We start from the raw sequence: 17269 nt of genomic DNA on the forward strand, positions 1-17269 counted from the left end.
AACTAATAATCTCCATTCGTTGATAGATAGAGGTGAACATTAAAGTTTTCTTCAAGTGATGATACAAGGTTTTCAGTTTCACCCTCAGCATTAGTGATTCCAAAATAAATTAACTCTTTTACCTCAGATATTGCACGATAATGAACATGACTATAGGGGTTACCATCATCATCAGTAAACTTAAATTTAGTTTTATAAAGCTTAATAGATCCCCAAGGGTCTTCATTTCTTAGATGTACTTTAATCTTATTGGAGTCAGAACTATAAAAAGTCTCAGTATTTCCCTCAGCATCAGTTACACCCTCGAATGTTTCTTTTGTATTCTCATTAATAGCAATATATGGTGTATTGGTGTAGGCGATATCATCATCGTCAGCGAACTTAAATTGCGCTTTAAACATCGCACCAGCTATCAAACTCGGCAACCCCGCCAAACCCATCCCATCCCTTCCACCCCCAGCTTTACTATGCTTACCAGCCTTCTCCGTAAACTGCTTTGCGGCTATCGTAATATTTGCGCCATCCAAAGTGATACTTGCACCACCAGCGGTAAGTGTAATTTTATTCGTCGCTACTATCTCAACCTCTTTGGTCGAGGAGGCTATATTGACATCTTGCTTAGCCGTGGCTTCAAGCTTACCCGTATGGGCGGAGAGGGTGATATTCTCTTTGGCATTGGTCATGCTAAATTGACCATCGGCTATGATATTTAGAGACTCGCTACTGACTTGGTTATGACTCTCCCCACTACTGATCATCATATCTTGCTGCGTAGTACTAATCATCTCACCCATACTTCTGTGAATCAGCGTATCGTCACTGGCATAAGCACTGTATGCTGCGCTATCGATTAGCGTGTAGGGCATCGTTTGATGGGTTTTGGTTTGCTGTTCCTCTGCGATAGTCTCAAGCTGCGTCTTAATCGCTTTGTGGTCATTGACATGACGTCCAAGCCCTGTCGCCAATTGTGTTAAACGTTCGGCTAAGTGCTGACCGCCAAGACCAGTTTGGGTCAGAGTCGGGGTGTGCTGCTGGTAGTTATGCTGTCCAGATTGTGTGTGAGTTTGTGGTTGAGTGGATAGAACGAGTGCTTCACCAGACTTAATATTGATTTGCGCAGTGGTAGTGGCACTAATACCTTGGCGCTTAGCACCATCTGTAGCAGGATTGATAATCCCCATTTTTAGACTGGCGGATATCCCAGAACTGTCTACTTTTAGCTGAGAGTAAGCTTGTTCTGTACGGTGGTCAGTCATCCATTCAGATAAACCATTGCTCGTGTTGCGATAACCGCTTTCAATCGCTTGTTCGTTGTCCGTGGCAAATAGGCTAGGGCGAGTCGATGACAATAAACTGCCAGTATTAATCAGATGCTCGCTATCACCGATAGACTGCATCAGGGTTTGGTCATCCGCTCTATGGGTGAAGTGGGTGCCATAGTTAGCGCCAGCCTGAGCCTCAAGGCGACTGATAGGCTGGGCAGGGCTATCCAGTAAATAGCTGCGCGTGGGCGTCATATGGTTACGGCTATCCATCTCATTTTGCATTTCGGTGATACCCGTCATCGGCGGTAGGGCATGTCTGCTATATAGATGACCGACCCATGAGGTATCAGCGGTAATGAGGCGCAGCTGAGTCAAATGAATGCCAGCTGCTAATGTTGACGCATGACGCTGTTGGTGGCGTGAGCTTTGGGTCAGCCCTGTGACATGCGCTAGACTATTGCGAGCCAGATGCACGATATGGGTAGCACGGTAGTGCTGATTGAGCGCACTGTGATCGACAAGCATAAAGGTATCAGCAACACTCAAATCCGTAGCATGGGCTAGAGCATGATAGACGCTATATTGACTTTGATGACTGTTTGCCACGATGGTTGCTTCGTCTATGGTTTCAGTATCTGTTACTGGCGCAAAAGCAGCAGGCGTGTCTAATGTGAGTGTGTAGTTATTCGAATGGCTTATGTCATCAGAGTTACGGCTCATCGCAACGTCAGCGGACTGCGTTGGGTGTGCAACACTGCTGCTATTAAAACGCTGCATCGTTACTGAGTTTGGCTGGGTGATGACCTGCTCACTCAATGCCAATACTGGTGCATGGACACGGTCATGTAACACTTGCTGGTAACGCAGCGCGCCAATATTTAAGCTAATTCCATCGCTATCACTTGGACTGTGCGATGTAATAACGAGCTTTGGTGGACTATGCTCGTCCGTTTGCTCATGGCGTAGATAGGCTGTCAGCCCTTGACGCGCGAGCCGCTCGCAAATATGTGTCCAGTCGCTTATTTGCCACTGGGTCATGCGTGCTGATGACCAGTTAGCATCTTCACCATTGTTGCTGTCATCGATTATTTCTATATCCAGCGTAGCCGTGCGCTCTGCTACCATCGCTTGTACGGTCAAATGAGTATCAATATGACCGCGTATATGCTGATGCAGACGATAAGTGATGGGCTGGGCGAGCAAGCGATAATAGCCGTAGCTGCCATCATGATCTAGCTGATGCACAGCCGTTATATACAGATGGCGAAAGCTTAGGCCACTTGGAATATTAAAGCTCAAGGTCAGAGGGCTACCGATGAGATTGGTTAATGGCGTAAAGGGAGGGTGATGCCGCTCATGGATATAAACGTGTAGCACATAAGTGTCGATACCGTGCTGCTGGTATTGGCAATTACCATTGGGGTTTAGTTGAGCAATGATATCGGCTTCATCAGCGCTATGCATGAGCTTATCTTGCCACGCACGATGAGCATTGATGTCTTGGCGAGCGCTCGGATAGGCCGCTTGAGTGCTGCCTTCACTGGCATAGAGCCGATCAGGGTGCATAGGCAGCACGGTATTGGTCAAGCGTAGCATAGTTATGTCCCTATTTTTTTAGCGGTGGCTCTCTTTTAGCATTGGCATTTTTTGTAGCATCGATATCTCTAGTAGCAATGACAGCATGCTTTTCAGCATTATCAATCCAGCTATCAGCACTTAACCGTCACTGTTTAGTGAGCATTATCGTCATACGTTCTACATAGCGATGTTATTCATTAAGGGTAAATTCGATACGGCGATTGCGAGTGCGACCTTCTTCGTTGTCGTTACTAGCGATAGGGTCTGAGTCCCCTTTACCAGTAGTACTGAGGCGAGACGCATTGATATTTCGACCGATCAAGTATTGTTTGACTGCTTCTGCACGCTTATTTGATAGGGCAAGATTGGCGGTAGAATTGCCGACATTGTCGGTATGACCGGTGATAAGAACAGGCTTATCACCGACCCGCTGTAACACCCCTGCCATATCGTCTAAGATACCGAGGCCCATCGGCGTTAGATTGGTGCTACCAGACTCGAACTCGACAATACGGTTGCCTAAAGTCTCGTCTATGAGGCGTTGTTCACCTTCTACCACGACCAGCTGATTTTCTAATTGATAGAGATCAGTTAGGCGCGAGTGAATACGATTTTGGATGGCTTGCTTTTGTTCAAGGCTGCTTACCTTGCCATGTAAGCTAATGGTCGTCCCATGAATGTCGATACGCCCTTGACGAATGTTAGAGATATCGCTATCAATGATAGTCGTGGCTATCTGTTGCCAGTTGGTTGGTATACTGATGTTCGAACGTACTTCGATTTCATCTCTGACGGGTTTATCAGGATACTGTGCTTTTAGCTTGTCGAGCAGTTGCTGTTTGTCTGAGCTGGTAGCGACCACACCCTTGATGACCACTGGCACATTTTGTGAATTATTTGTCACATGAGTGTCGTTATGTTCTGCAAATACAACGGCGCTCATAGGCAGGGTGATAGCGGCGGCTAATAGCAGGTTTTTCGTGTGATTTGTTCGCTTGGGTGTTGTTATTCTAGAGAGGACTTTCATTCAAGTACCTTTTTAATCTGTCTATTATTGAGCAGTGACTAATTGCAGGGGTATGATGCATGGCGGCTACTATCAGCTATCAGCTGTTACGAATCAGCAGTTATCGTGAGCCATTATTTATTGTGCTAAAAAAGTTTTTTTAAACAATTGCCTAGTATCATACAGATATAAGTTGTCTTGTAACAATACTTTATTAAACCGTGTCAATCCAATGTCTTCATCGATATAGCCTTGAGTCCAGTAACTATGAGCGATGACCACCCAATCTTCAGGATAAGTTTTTTCACTTTCTGATATTTGCTTGAGTATACGTCCATCGGGTTTAGTAAAACTCATGAGCAGGCGATAGCAATTAGCGACACGATATAAGTAGGTATTCAAGTAGAGCTGGTGTGGCTGATAAAAACCATTGATGAGATCGTGCCAAAAAGTGGCCATGTGTATCGAGTTTTCTCTATCAGAGGTAAGTGACCAGCAGATGGCTTTATTCAAGCCATGGAAACCCTTAGTAAAGGTCGGTAAAAATAACAGGCCAGTGGCAATGATTTGCTGTATCAGCTGCGCTTTATCGATGTTCATTAAGATCGCTATATCATGCAACGTAGTGGTATTGATAAAATCATAGTAGTAAGTACTGGCATTGTTATCGATGCTGAGTTGGCTATGGTTGAGGTGCTCCATAAGATCGCTATTGTCAGTTTTGGATTTTGCCATACTCAAAACTTCATAAGTGTCATTCCAAAGCGCTGATGACTTGACGGGCAGATAGTTCATCCAGTTTTTCGGTTTATCGAGATGAAGCACGCCAAAACCTATCAATGGGTAATTTCTATAGCTACTATCGTGACTAGGGATCAAAACACCGGTGATAATCTCATTAGCTCTAGTGTCGATATGACTGAAATTTAAAAAGGCAAAGTTATGATTGCTGACATTGTCTATCGGAATTCCGCTAAATACACTTTCCGACACGGCTAGCGCTTCGCTGACCCATTCATCAATGGCATTGGTCTCAGAGATATGAGCGCGCGCCCGGACAAAGTCCCCGCGAGCAGGCAATTTTCCAAAATATACTAAAGGCAAAGAGTCTGGAGTCATGGCGTTTGCTCCTGCTGTTCAGTCACGGCTGAACGATCATCAGTAGCCGTCGTGGTATCAGTAGGCGGTTGTACTGGTGGACTATTTTCACTATTGGTATTAGGGGCTATAGTAGATACGCGGGCTGGCGGCGTGACATTGCTTGTATTTTGCTCGCCAGTTGGTACTGGCTGATTGGTGCCAGAACCTGCATTAGGAGTATCGCCATCAACAGCATTATCATCAGAAATTGGCCTTGCTGTACGTGTGACACCAAGGGCAATAATCTCCTCTGGTAGTTTCATGCCGGTAAAGGGATTGGTAGAGCGACCTTGACCGGTAGTGGTACTACTACCACTGCCGCTGATGATTCTAAAGCGTACAGAGACAGTGATGCCGTCACCAGCCCATGCCATTTCAAAGATATCATTGCCGAGTTCAGTACGGCGTGCACTGTTAATCAGCTTTTCTACCCCAAAGCTACCTGCTTCTTCAAAGACAGTAAAGTCTCTGCCATCATAGTCTTTGGCTCGAATACTGGCACCAGGTTGGCTACTTGGGTTCGGCCATACAAACGTTGTCCACGCTTGGGTTCCCATGCGATAACGCAACTGCTGACCATCGACCACAATGGTATATTCAGTCAAACCGCTGACGGGTAATGGCATGATTTGAAAAGTGGTTTGATTGGCAGCGCCACCAGTATTATTCGCACCAGCAGCACCTGGGCTATTACTACCCGTATAATTGGTAAAGTAACGGCCAAAATCAGCGACAAACTGCGGATTAAGACCCAGACCTGCACCATTCCAGATTTTACTGGAGATTTGATCGCCGCGGCGAATGATAAAGGGCGATAACGTTTCGTTGACGAATCGCGCCACATAGCCATCTTCGCCGAAGAATTGACCGATCTCTGCAGGCGTCGCTTCTAAGTTTGCATTGGCGGTAAAGGGATACTTACTGCCTAAATTATCGAGGAAAGGCTTATAGACCTGCGCTTTCCAAACTTTATTAATCTCTGCCTTGGTAGGCGTCAGCAGCATATTAAATGAACGAGTCAGTGGCTCACTCAACAACGGACGAACCAGTTGTTTTATTTCAGAGTTGGCTTGACTTAGGATCTGCTCATCTAATATCTGTAGAGATTTGGTTAACTCTGAGCCTTCGGGGCTGAGGGTTTGTGAGGCAAACAACAAGGCATCAGGGCCGATGTCGTCACTACGAGCGATATTGTTAAAACGGGTTCTGATATCGCCTAAACTGACTAAATAGCTATCTAATAATGACAGATCCTGATTTTCTTCTCTTGGCGTTACTAGCGCATGTATAGAGGAGAATTCTTGAGCAATCACACCTGAGCTTGCTTGTGCTACAGGCGCGGCGTTACTAGAGCTACCACCATTATTCATCGCTGCTTCTGCTTGCCGCAGCTCAGCAGGGCTTTGACGCAGGATGGTTTGCTTAAACCAATTGACAAATGAGCGACGAGATTCGCCACCATTGCCAGCTGCTTGATTAGCCGCTTTATTGTCCCATTGAGTTTGGCGATCTACTGTCTCAAATAGGGTTTTTAACGGTGACTCTGTGGCATTGGACAGCTGATTTAATAAGACCGCATGATCATCGAAGCTTGTGCTATCCCGAACATACACTTGAGATAAAAAACGTTTCCATTCACTGATATATTCTTGCTTATAGCGATTGACCAGATATTGTCTTATCTGTTCAGGACTGCCTGTCAAGGTAAGGTCATCTTGGCTACTGGTGGCCAACACCCAATCATCGGCGACCACTCTCGTAGTGGCAGCTTTATCAATCTCATCACTGACGAAAGCATCCCATGCCTCTTTAGTAAAAGTGCCTGAAATGACATAACTACCAAGCAGTGCTTCATTAGCATTGTTTTGCGTAATCTGCGCAACCGTGACCGATGGGAAACGGGCAGATGCACGCATTTTAATCTCAGAGTAAACCCGCTCACGAGCAGGTTGGCCTTTGCTAACTTTGGATAAATTGCTACGGGTTTTGTCTATCAGCCCTAAGTCATTTTGGATCAATGGAAAGGCGGGGTCGTCGACATGAGCCAAGGTAAAACTCAAGATACGCTCAGCTTGGCGAATCATCTTGTCACGCGGCATGTCAGCGCGATTGGCTTCGAGCCAGTTGCGCCAAAAACGGGTCATCTGATCACTCAAATGACTGGCCTCTAAATTGTCATGATTGCCAAGCATGAGATAAGCCTTGAGCGCATTATAAGCATCTTCAACGTCTGTGGGGTCCGACTGGATATAAGCATCATTAACGGCAGCATCAGAGGTGCCATCAGTGCTTGAGTCTTCTGTACGGACTTCTAATTGATCGGCATTGGTATTTACTTCGGTCAAAAACGTTTCGATATTTTGTTTGGTTGGCGCTAAGACGATAATGCTGATGCCGTTATAATATTCTGCTAGCAATTTCTGCTTAAGCTTATCGCCTTGATAGAGGCCAAATCTCAAAGACAGCGGCTTGTCGTCTTCATAGCCTTCAAGCTGCTCGATTCGACTTTGTAGAATATTGAGCGACTCAAGCTGCGATTGTAAATCACCGTTAGAATTTTTTTGTAGCGCTGCGACTTGCTGTAAGTCAGCCACGACACGCTCAGTGAGCTGTTTATTATTGGCATAAGACCATGTCCACAGACCGACAGCCGCACACAAAGTCACGACAGCAGCTAGCGTCGCAAGCGCACGATGACTGCGCTTGTGTCGGTTTTTATGCTGCTTGACCAAATGCTTGTCTTTTAAAATGACTTTAGAAAATAGATCTTGTAAAAAATAGGGCTTGTCTGCGGCTTCTTGCTGCGCATTGAGCGGTATCGCAGGTGGGTGCAAATCGTAATTTTGTACCATTTGCAACGTCATTTGGCTACTAACTTGCCCGTCCTGCAAGGCGCTGGTAAAGTAAAAGCCACGCAATATGGGCTTAAATTGGAAAGGGTTGTCCTCAAACAACGCATGCATCAGCGTCCGTATCATGGGACGTAATGACTGAAATTCCATTGGGAAAGTCATTAGACTGGGAGATACCGTGCGCTGATGACGTAAGGATAGCTTAGTGGTGCTCAAATCTTTTAGACCATTGACCAATACGCCAAAATGCTCTTCGAATACGTCAGTGATATTGATGTTTTCTGGGTCTTCAGGGTAGGGGATGGTCGCGCCCCATACTTGGCTGCGCTCTTCTTGCTCATAGTCATTAAAGAAGTCACGGAAGCCTGAAATCAAATCCATTTTAGTAAAGACCACATAGACAGGCGCATAAACTTCTAACTGTTCAGTTAAGTCTTGCACACGGCTGCGCAGATTCTTGGCCAAATCCAACGCATAGTTTGGGTCATTTTTGGTGAGTTCGGCGATACTAACCGCGATGATGATGCCATTGATCGGTGCTTTAGGTCGATTCTTTTTGAGTAGGCTTAAAAACGACAACCATTCTGAGCGATCTTCTTCATAAACGGAGTAACGTCCAGCGGTGTCGAGCAAGATACCTTCAGTCGAAAAAAACCAATCACAGTTACGTGTACCGCCGACGCCTTTAACGGATAGCTTGTTACCTTGCTCCATAAAGGGGAATTTTAAGCCAGAGTGTAGCACTGCAGAGCTTTTGCCTGCCGCGGGATTACCAATGACCATATACCATGGCAGCTCATATAACGCCGCTTTGCCTGTTTGATCGCCTATCTTTGATTTGCGAATGGTTTTAATGGCCTCTTGCATTTGCTGACGTAGCGCTTGCACTTCTTGAGCGTTTTCATCTTTGGCCACATGAAGGCTATCGTCACCTTGGCTCTCGTTGCCATTATCCTCCACTAAGTTTGCCAGCTCATCTGAGGCAAGCTTACGTTTTTTCCACAGGTAATAGCCAAGCGCCCCCAGCACCGTACATGTGATTAGGACGCCAATGATTATGACAAAGGTTTTAATAGTCACATAATCATAAAGTAAGACTAGGGCGACTATGAGCCCCAGCGCCAATAATACTCTTGGGTTATAGATAAGATGAAAAAACCTTGAAAACATGCGTGCTACCTAGTATGAACTTAAGATAATAAAACGAGTATTTACCACGACAAAACACTATTAAAACTACGACTCAGATATTTGAGAAGAGTGTAGCAACCAAAGCATATTGCAGTGCTTATGTTGAGTAATTAGAAATGATCTGTCTGACTCTTGTTGGTCTTCTTTGGCTAAGTCAATGAATAACGATAAGCTGATGAATGGCTTCAACCAATTATTCAATGGCATATAATGCCCTAAATGATGCTCATTTACTAGAGCGCCTTGTGCTATAAATGCTTCAAGAAAGCTCATATACGTTGATAAGTCATAGGGCTGCTTTAATGGATTAATGTCAGACATAGCGGTAATGGTCATGTCTGTTATAGCAACATTAGTCTTGTATTTTTCTTTGCTGTTGATGTCAGACGATTTTTTTGCGGACTTTACTGTCTGTTTATCAGTGGTTTCTAGCGTGGTCGTATCGGTCGGTGACAGTGAAAGCATATTGTCTATTAATAGGTTTTTGATAGTCGTTAAATGATTCAAATAGCGACGTTTATCACTCAAAAGCTCAGTGCGATGAGCTGTAGCTATCTCCGTTAATAAAATACGGGTACTAGCGTCAATATTGAGTAGCTCTTGAGCCGCTTGATTCGAGAATAGCAACAGCGCACCCGCCTCAGTAGGAATGACATTGGTCATTTGCTCAGCATACAAATGAGTGTCTAACCATTCTTCACTTATCTGTGAATCTGCAATGAGAATTAAGCAAAGATCAGGCGCAGTTGATTTAGATAAAGGCAGCAGATGTCTATGGATGAATTCTGTAGGTGTGGCAATGGTGCTATTGTTAGCGCTATTATTTGCTACGGTGTTTGCGACGTCAGTGCTGTCAGTTATGATGGTCGTAATAGCAAGCCGTGTATCAGGAATACCGTAAGCTGCTAACTGTTCTTTTATGGTCGCGATCAAAAATGCTGAATCGGCGCTGGCAGGTAAGCATAAATAGATAGGAAGATTGGTTAAATGACCAGCAGAGGCTGCTGTCATTTTGTCATCACTGTTCTCTTTACGGCTGTTATTTTCACTACTTACTTCGTTGGCACTCACCAAATAATGTTGCTGCCATTCGGGATGAATATGAATGGCTGCGTTGGACTGAGTCGTATCCTGTTGGTGATGTTGGTAAAAGTGTTCGGCAAGGCTAGACAGCATCTCCTCGCTCAAGACTAGCTGCTCATAAATTAATGCCTGTAAACGCAAGGTAGTATCATTTAACGCGGCTTTACGTTCGGTAACTCTCTCACCATCGAGATGGCTGTCTAAACTAAGGTCTAAATCACTGTTCGAATCTAAATAACGGTCTGAATAGCTGTCGTCAAATTCTGAATCTGCTGAATAGGCATCAGACAGACTAGGATATGGTAGTGCGGATACATCAGGGAGTCTTGCAATCGGTTTGACTAACATTGGCATACCATCAATATCTGTCAAATCCTCGCTCAATACGGTTAGGTCTGCGTCATTGTCCACCACTTCAGACCAACAGTCTCCTTCTGGTAGGCAGACACGGCTATAGATGAATAACTGATAAGTATTGGGCGGCTTAATAGCGTCTGTTTTATCTGTTGTTCCATCAAGTATCTCTGGTGAATCGGTTGTTTGTTTATCCAGTTTTTTTTGCCACCATGAGAGCGCCATGATAGAGCCAAGAAACAATAAAGGGATGGTAACAAACCATAGTAATAAGCCAGATGAGGTCAGCTGTCGCGCATTGTCTTTAAAGTACATCCAGACCAAAATGAGATACAACACCAAAATCATGACTAAAACAGATCGGCCGTATGACAGTATTTTTTTTGCGCCCACTTATTTAAACTCCCTATTTGTTGGGTTGTTATTATGATTATTACCATGTAGACAAGCTTTGCGATCCAAATTTTATGATATCTATAAGCTTGTTTTTACTATGCTAGTTAACTTTATTTGTCTTATTTATGATTCGGTTGTAATGATAGGAGTCGCTTTGAAAATGTCGTTAAACTATAAAATCGATAACCAGTAAGCCTTCTAAGCCTTCTAAGCATTATTAAGTGAATTTTTATAATGAAATGGTATTTTTAAGCTGTCTATAGATAAGCTAATGGATAGAAATAAATAAAAATTAGTGTAATTAAGTTAGCTTTATTTTAAAAGGAGATGATTTGTCTATATAATACTGACGAAATCGTAATTATCAACGCCTGTTTATTATTATTTTGTTTTTATCGTCTCAACTGTCGCTGACGCTTGCCTATGATTTACTTGACTGTATCGGTCTTTACATTGCTCTCTATCCTCATGATGGTCATGCTTTTTGATCGGCAGCTATGTGGGCGACTATTAGATAAAGTAATGGTGTTTTTTCATCGATTGTCTAGCCTAAAATTCAAGCGTCCATCAATAAAGACACCAAAGAAAGCATTTGATTATCGTATCAAGCAGTTTATTCGTTTTATTTCAGATATAGATGTTTCTCGTATTCCAGTGATATCGGCATTGTCTTTTTTGATTGTCATGGCAACGGTTGGATTGTGTTATGCCCTGATTACCAATCATTCTCTGGAGGTTTATCATGCCAACGATACCGTGGCTAGCACGACAAATCTGCAAATCAGTCAACTACTCATAGGAGAGCGTCTGCGTCCGCCGTCGCCTCCGCCAGAGGAGCTGTTTGCTGAACTAGAAGCCGAGGTTGCAAGCTACCAAGCTGACAAGACAGAGGAAGGGTATTGGCCGGATAATCAGACAAATATACCTCAGACTGATAGGCCGCTAATGCTCCCTGAGCCTGACTTGTCTGACTTAGACACGCAAGATCATAGCACTGGCTATTCAGGTGACATGTTGGCTGCACATCTAAACAATGGTCATATCAATATCAAAAATGCTGACCGTAATTGGCAAAAAATGAACTCAGATTTTGTTCAACGGCTGTTGACTGTGTATAAAGTAATGAGTGACCAATATGGCTATGACATGGTGCTGTTAGAAGGCTATCGTAGCCCTGCAAGGCAAGCAAGACTATTGAAAAAAGGGACTCATGTAACGAAGGCAGGATCATACAAGAGCTATCATCAGTTTGGTTTAGCGGGCGATAGCGCCTTTATCAGAAATGGTAAAATTGTCATAAGCGAAAAGGATCCTTGGGCAATGCGAGGCTATAAATTATATGGTAAAGTAGCCAAATCTGCCGGACTTGTGTGGGGTGGTGATTGGCGTATGATGGATCTTGGGCATGTTGAGCTGCGCAAAAAAGGCGTGCTCGGTCGCCCAGAAATGGCTGAGATTTTGACCAGTCAATAATGATAATAACAAGCTAAGGTAAACTGAAAGTATGAATAAATGTATGACATTGCCAGTATCATTAATCGCTGCTACTTGCTTGCTAAGTGGTACGATCGCCGGATGCAGCACTGATAAGTTGAGCAAGTCAAATGGCAAGGTATCGGCATTGGCAGGCGAGCCTCCTACTATAGATGCCATGAGCCATATCGTTGATAATGGCAAAAATAGTGCTGATCTGCAAAGTCTAAAAGCACAGCTAGAACTGCAGCAACAGCAGCTGGCGACCATGAGTGCTGAGCAGCAAGCATTACAAGAAAAACTGAAGCGTCAGCAGATTACTCTAAATATCAAACCCACCACTAATGCCAATGCAGGGCGTACCAAAGTAGGCACAGCAAGTACTGCCTATATCGCATTTTTGGAAGAAGAGAGTCAGTTTACGGATATTGAAGCACTGGCGGCCAAAGAGATCAGTATTATCCCAAATCGTGAGAGCAGTCTGACTGTGAACATTCCACAAGACGCGCGCTTTATCGCTATTAAAGTGGGGCTGAGATATACCAAAAAGCGCTCACAGTTTCTTATCCCACTTGCCAGTCTCAATTTTGATACGCCACTGGCGATCAATATTGGTGGATGCGATGTCAGCATTACTGAGGGTGTTGACTCAGCACTGGCACCTACATTTACCACCAAACTTAAATATTATCAGCAGCCACTAGTCAGCTGTTCTTAGGAGATTGTCTTGAGTAAACACAGGGTATTATGGGGAGAAGGGTTGTTTTTGCGACCCCAACATTTTCAGATTCAAGACACTTATCATGACTCGCAACGCGCTTTGAGTATGATGCTGGTGCATCCTTATGCTTATGGCGTATCTGATGTTCAGATTGATAAGCAACTTTTGGAAAGCAATTTACTAAGTTTTCAAAGTATTTATGCGGTATTGCCAGATGGCACGATATATCATGCGCCTCGTACTGACACTTTACCGAAAGCCATTACCTTAGATACCCAAGACAATGGCGATGAAGTTTTCGTATTTTTGAGTTTAGAGATTGTCCATAGTGGCGGCAGCAATATACAGACGGATCGTAGTGACAACCCAACACGCTATGTAAGGGGTGCTATTGAGGCACAAGATCTATATAGCCAAGCGGCTGAAGCAGTCATTGACGTGATTAAACTGTCGCCAAGTTTGCAATTAAGCCATTCTGCGCAAGCGCCTAGCCAAGATACCGTGTCCTTATTGGTAGCCAAGCTCGTGCGCACCACTCAAGGCATCTATCAAGTCGATGATGATTATATCGTCCCAAGTGTGCATATTACGAGTAACCCTGCGCTTATTGGTCACGTATATCGTTTGATGACGATGATTAATACCAAGTCTACGTCACTGTATGACCATCATCGTCAATCTAACAATGACTTACTGGAGTTTCGCTCCTCAGATATTGCCTCTTTTTGGCTATTGCATACGCTAAATACCGCATACTCTCAGCTCAGTCATTTATATAATAATGCCAAACTACATCCAGAACGCCTTTATGAAGCATTATTAAATGTCGCCAGCCAATTGGCTACTTTTAGCTCATTATATAAGGTGGGCGACTTACCTTCTTATCATCACGATAATGCTAATGACTCATTTGTCAGTATCATTTTAATCATTCGTGAGCTACTCAATACCGTCATTGCCAGTAACTTTATTTCGATTCCATTACGTCAGAATAAGCCATCTTATTATACAGGCGAGCTAAGTAGTGACAAGATCACGCGTGGCTCACAGCTATATCTGTCTGTTAGCTCATCATTGCCGATGCACGAGCTCATCGACATCGTACCACGCCGATTTAAAATTGCGACGCCTGACTCAGTAGAGAAACGTGTCTTATCAGCGCTGCCAGGCTCTTCTATTTCACATGTCAGCCAAGTACCCAGTGCGATACCAGTGAGACCAGGCTTTAGCTACTTCACCATCGAACCGGTAGGCGAGCTATATGACGAAATGCTCAAATCTGAATCTATCTGTATTTATGTGCCAAATGGCTTTGATGATTTAAAAATAGAGCTGATGGCTATCGTACAGTAGTTCTTTTTGTCTCTAGAGGTGCTGAGGTTGCAAGATGAGTATGCACTAGGGCGCGCTCTCATTTTGAGGACACGCCCTCAATAGTATTTGAAATAATAAGCATTAGGAATAATCATGTCAGGGAATAATTCAATGGGTTCTGCACCTTCGTTGTTAGATTCAGGCGAGGTGGCTTCAAAGGTCTCAGCAACTGGTCTAGATAAGCGTATCAGTAGTCAGTCGCTGGTAGACATCATGTATGACGGCTTTTACTTGGTGTTTTTATTGCGTAATCATTATTTCAGTACAGAGCCGCGACAATTTCGTCAAAAAATATATGATTTTTTAGATAAATTCGAGATGAATGCGCGCAAAAAAGGATTTCTGTCAGAAGATATCCATGAAGCCAAGTATGCGTATTGTGCGTTGATTGATGAGACCATCATGACCTCGCAAGAGACCGAGTTTCAAACTCTCAAAGATGCTTGGGAGCTAAATCCTTTGCAGTTGGATTTATTTGGCTCACAAATTGCTGGTAATGAATTCTTTGAGCGTTTAGATGGGCTACGCGAGCAAGGAGAGAGGCGTCTGCCTGCTCTGGAGGTCTATCACTATGCGATGCTACTTGGTTTTCAAGGGAAGTATCGTTTAGAGGCACCAGAGAAAATTCGTTATCTTATCTCACGCTTAGGGGATGAAATTGAGCATCTACGGGGTAATAAGAACGAGTTTTCGCCATTTTGGGCGATACCCGACCAAATCAAACACACGCTCACGAGCGAAACGCCACTATGGGTCATACTCACGGTCATGGCAGTGTTGTTGACCGCGATATTTGCGACCATGTGGCAGTTTACCAATAGTTTCTCTAATGAGCAGCTGTCAGCATACGACAATGTGATTCAAGAAAACAAAGAGCAAGCTCATATCTCAATTTTCCTACCTTAATTATTTTCCTTACTTTAAATGCTAACTTCTTTAACAGTTTTTATTTCAGCTGCGTACGTTGTGCTGAAATAAAAACCGTTAGGACAGCAAGGTAATGGGTGTTATATCGTTGGCTACTTATTTTTCTACTGAGTTTTATATAAGTTTCTTCATGCCAATAAAAACAATAGCCATAAAAAAACCCTCATCAAAGAGATGAGGGTTTTGGCAAATGCCATAAATGAATTAAAGATAATTCAAGAAATTTACAACTAAAATGTGGCTCTCCAACCTGGGCTCGAACCAGGGACACACGGATTAACAGTCCGTTGCTCTACCAACTGAGCTATTGGAGAATAAGCTGCAAGTATTTAAAACCTTACAACGAGCCTTAGAAGCCTCTAACGAGTTCTTGCTAAGTGGGGCGTATTCTAGCAAAAATAAAAAATACGTCAAGCCTTTTTTGCATAATTATCAAAGATAATTATTTTAATAAGGGGATAAGGCGTCTTTTGAGGTTTTTTGCCAAAAAATCCAACAATTATGAGATAAATAAAAAAGACGCCACATAGAGGATAGGTGGCGTCTTCGTTTATAAGCACATTTCTAAGCACATACTTAAGCGTAGTAATTTTAAGACAGTGGCTGTTTATTTATTATTCAGTAATGTCTAAATCAGCAACCGCTTTTTCGATACGTGATAAGGCGTCTTTTAGCGTTGCTTCATCAGTCGCGTAAGAGATGCGCATATAGCCACCAAGACCAAAGGCGTCACCAGGCACCACTGCAACGCCAACTTTCTCTAACAACCATGCTGAAAATTCAGTACATGATGACAGACCAGCGGCTTTGATGAGTGGTTTGATATCAGGATACACGTAGAAAGCGCCATCAGGACGCAGACAGGTAATACCTTTAATCGCGTTCAAACCATCAACGACTAGATCACAACGCTTTTCAAAGGCTTCTACCATTGGCGTGAGCACGCTTTGATCGCCACTGATAGCGGCTTCGGCAGCCACTTGGCTGATCGATGTTGGGCATGAGGTTGACTGTGATTGTACTTTTTTCATCGCCCCAATCAGCTTGGCAGGGCCACCAGCGTAACCAATACGCCAGCCAGTCATCGCATATGCTTTTGACACGCCATTTAAAGTAATTGCCCGCTCTTTTAGCTCAGGTGCTGCATTCAGAATATTATAGAACTTATCGCCCGTCCAGCGGATGTGCTCATACATGTCATCTGACACAACATAAACTTGTGGGTGCTTTTTCAGCACGTCAGCGATGGCTGTTAGCTCATCCAACGTGTAAATCATACCTGTTGGGTTAGAGGGGCTGTTTAGTACCAGCATTTTAGTTTTGTCAGTGATGGCGTCTTCTAACTGCTCAGCGGTGATTTTGAAATCTTGCTCAGCAGGGCATTTGACGATGACTGGCACACCTTCTGCTATGATGACCATGTCAGGATAGCTGACCCAGTAAGGTGCCGGAATGATGACTTCATCACCTGGATTGATAAAGGCTTGCGCAAGGTTAAAAAACGACTGTTTACCACCGACTGATACCAGGATTTCATTGGGCTCATAGCTGATGTTGTTATCACGTTTGAACTTCTCAATGATGGCTTTTTTGAGCTCTGGCGTACCATCGACAGCGGTGTATTTGGTAAAACCGTCATTAATGGCATCGATTGCTGCTTTTTTGATGTGCTCTGGCGTATCAAAATCAGGTTCACCCGCACCCAGACCGATTATGTCTTTACCAGCTGCTTTTAGCTCTTTGGCTTTATTGGTAATCGCTAGCGTAGGCGATGGCTTGATGTTGTTGACGCGGTCAGAGAGTTGCAATTCGCTCATGAGAGATCCTTTTTATAGTGGAGTGGGATTGGTGAAGCACTATCATTAATTGTATAACGTTTGAGATATCATTAGGACAGGATATCAGGCAG

At 43.8% G+C, this 17269-nt stretch carries 10 protein-coding genes and 1 tRNA gene; 4 read left to right on the forward strand and 7 right to left on the reverse strand.

Annotation, left to right across the window (positions count from 1 at the left end):
• Positions 1-2: 2 nt before the first annotated feature.
• The 5 genes from B2575_RS11355 to B2575_RS11375 form a co-directional block, all read right to left on the reverse strand.
• Positions 3-2861, reverse strand: coding sequence for a DUF2345 domain-containing protein (locus B2575_RS11355; RefSeq protein ID WP_296242115.1), 2859 nt, complete (start codon positions 2859-2861; stop codon positions 3-5).
• A gap of 172 nt (positions 2862-3033) precedes the next feature.
• Entirely contained in the window at positions 3034-3870 is an 837-nt protein-coding gene (locus B2575_RS11360; RefSeq protein ID WP_296242117.1) for an OmpA family protein, read from the reverse strand.
• A gap of 117 nt (positions 3871-3987) precedes the next feature.
• Positions 3988-4968 carry a type VI secretion system-associated protein TagF gene (gene tagF / locus B2575_RS11365; protein WP_296242118.1) on the reverse strand — a complete coding sequence of 327 codons (981 nt, stop codon included), beginning with the start codon at positions 4966-4968 and terminating at the stop codon, positions 3988-3990.
• On the reverse strand, positions 4965-9011 hold the full coding sequence (gene tssM, locus B2575_RS11370; RefSeq protein WP_296242120.1) for a type VI secretion system membrane subunit TssM: 4047 nt from the start codon (positions 9009-9011) through the stop codon (positions 4965-4967). The genes tagF and tssM overlap by 4 nt, the downstream gene beginning before the upstream one ends.
• Before the next feature lie 66 nt (positions 9012-9077).
• Positions 9078-10862 carry a hypothetical protein gene (locus tag B2575_RS11375; RefSeq protein ID WP_296242121.1) on the reverse strand — a complete coding sequence of 595 codons (1785 nt, stop codon included), beginning with the start codon at positions 10860-10862 and terminating at the stop codon, positions 9078-9080.
• Between the two features lie 426 nt (positions 10863-11288).
• Here B2575_RS11375 and B2575_RS11380 point away from each other — a divergent pair, with 426 nt between their 5' ends.
• The 4 genes from B2575_RS11380 (at position 11289) to icmH (ending at position 15339) form a co-directional block, all read left to right on the forward strand.
• On the forward strand, positions 11289-12338 hold the full coding sequence (locus B2575_RS11380; RefSeq protein WP_296242123.1) for a M15 family metallopeptidase: 1050 nt from the start codon (positions 11289-11291) through the stop codon (positions 12336-12338).
• Positions 12339-12369: 31 nt separating this feature from the next.
• The gene (locus tag B2575_RS11385) at positions 12370-13056 is read left to right on the forward strand and encodes a hypothetical protein (protein ID WP_296242124.1); all 687 of its coding nucleotides are present in this window, start codon (positions 12370-12372) and stop codon (positions 13054-13056) included.
• Positions 13057-13065: 9 nt separating this feature from the next.
• Entirely contained in the window at positions 13066-14412 is a 1347-nt protein-coding gene (gene tssK, locus B2575_RS11390) for a type VI secretion system baseplate subunit TssK (RefSeq protein ID WP_296242126.1), read from the forward strand.
• A 114-nt stretch (positions 14413-14526) separates the two neighbouring features.
• Positions 14527-15339 carry a type IVB secretion system protein IcmH/DotU gene (gene icmH / locus B2575_RS11395; protein WP_296242127.1) on the forward strand — a complete coding sequence of 271 codons (813 nt, stop codon included), beginning with the start codon at positions 14527-14529 and terminating at the stop codon, positions 15337-15339.
• Positions 15340-15598: 259 nt separating this feature from the next.
• Here icmH and B2575_RS11400 read toward each other — a convergent pair.
• A tRNA-Asn gene (locus B2575_RS11400) sits at positions 15599-15674 on the reverse strand.
• Between the two features lie 300 nt (positions 15675-15974).
• Complete coding sequence (locus B2575_RS11405) at positions 15975-17177, reverse strand: pyridoxal phosphate-dependent aminotransferase (protein ID WP_296242129.1); 1203 nt, start codon at positions 17175-17177, stop codon at positions 15975-15977.
• Positions 17178-17269: the final 92 nt, after the last annotated feature.

It is taken from the genome of Psychrobacter sp. UBA6739, from assembly GCF_002453835.1.
GTDB classification, from domain to species: Bacteria; Pseudomonadota; Gammaproteobacteria; order Pseudomonadales; family Moraxellaceae; genus Psychrobacter; species Psychrobacter immobilis_A.

Bases quoted from the DNA above. Each gene is read 5' to 3' on its own strand.
- B2575_RS11355 (WP_296242115.1), bottom strand. From the start codon at position 2,861: ATGCTACGCTTGACCAATACCGTGCTGCCTATGCACCCTGATCGGCTC.
- tssM (WP_296242120.1), bottom strand. From the start codon at position 9,011: ATGTTTTCAAGGTTTTTTCATCTTATCTATAACCCAAGAGTATTATTG.
- icmH (WP_296242127.1), top strand. From the start codon at position 14,527: ATGTCAGGGAATAATTCAATGGGTTCTGCACCTTCGTTGTTAGATTCA.
- B2575_RS11360 (WP_296242117.1), bottom strand. From the start codon at position 3,870: ATGAAAGTCCTCTCTAGAATAACAACACCCAAGCGAACAAATCACACG.
- B2575_RS11405 (WP_296242129.1), bottom strand. From the start codon at position 17,177: ATGAGCGAATTGCAACTCTCTGACCGCGTCAACAACATCAAGCCATCG.
- tagF (WP_296242118.1), bottom strand. From the start codon at position 4,968: ATGACTCCAGACTCTTTGCCTTTAGTATATTTTGGAAAATTGCCTGCT.
- B2575_RS11385 (WP_296242124.1), top strand. From the start codon at position 12,370: ATGAATAAATGTATGACATTGCCAGTATCATTAATCGCTGCTACTTGC.
- B2575_RS11380 (WP_296242123.1), top strand. From the start codon at position 11,289: ATGATTTACTTGACTGTATCGGTCTTTACATTGCTCTCTATCCTCATG.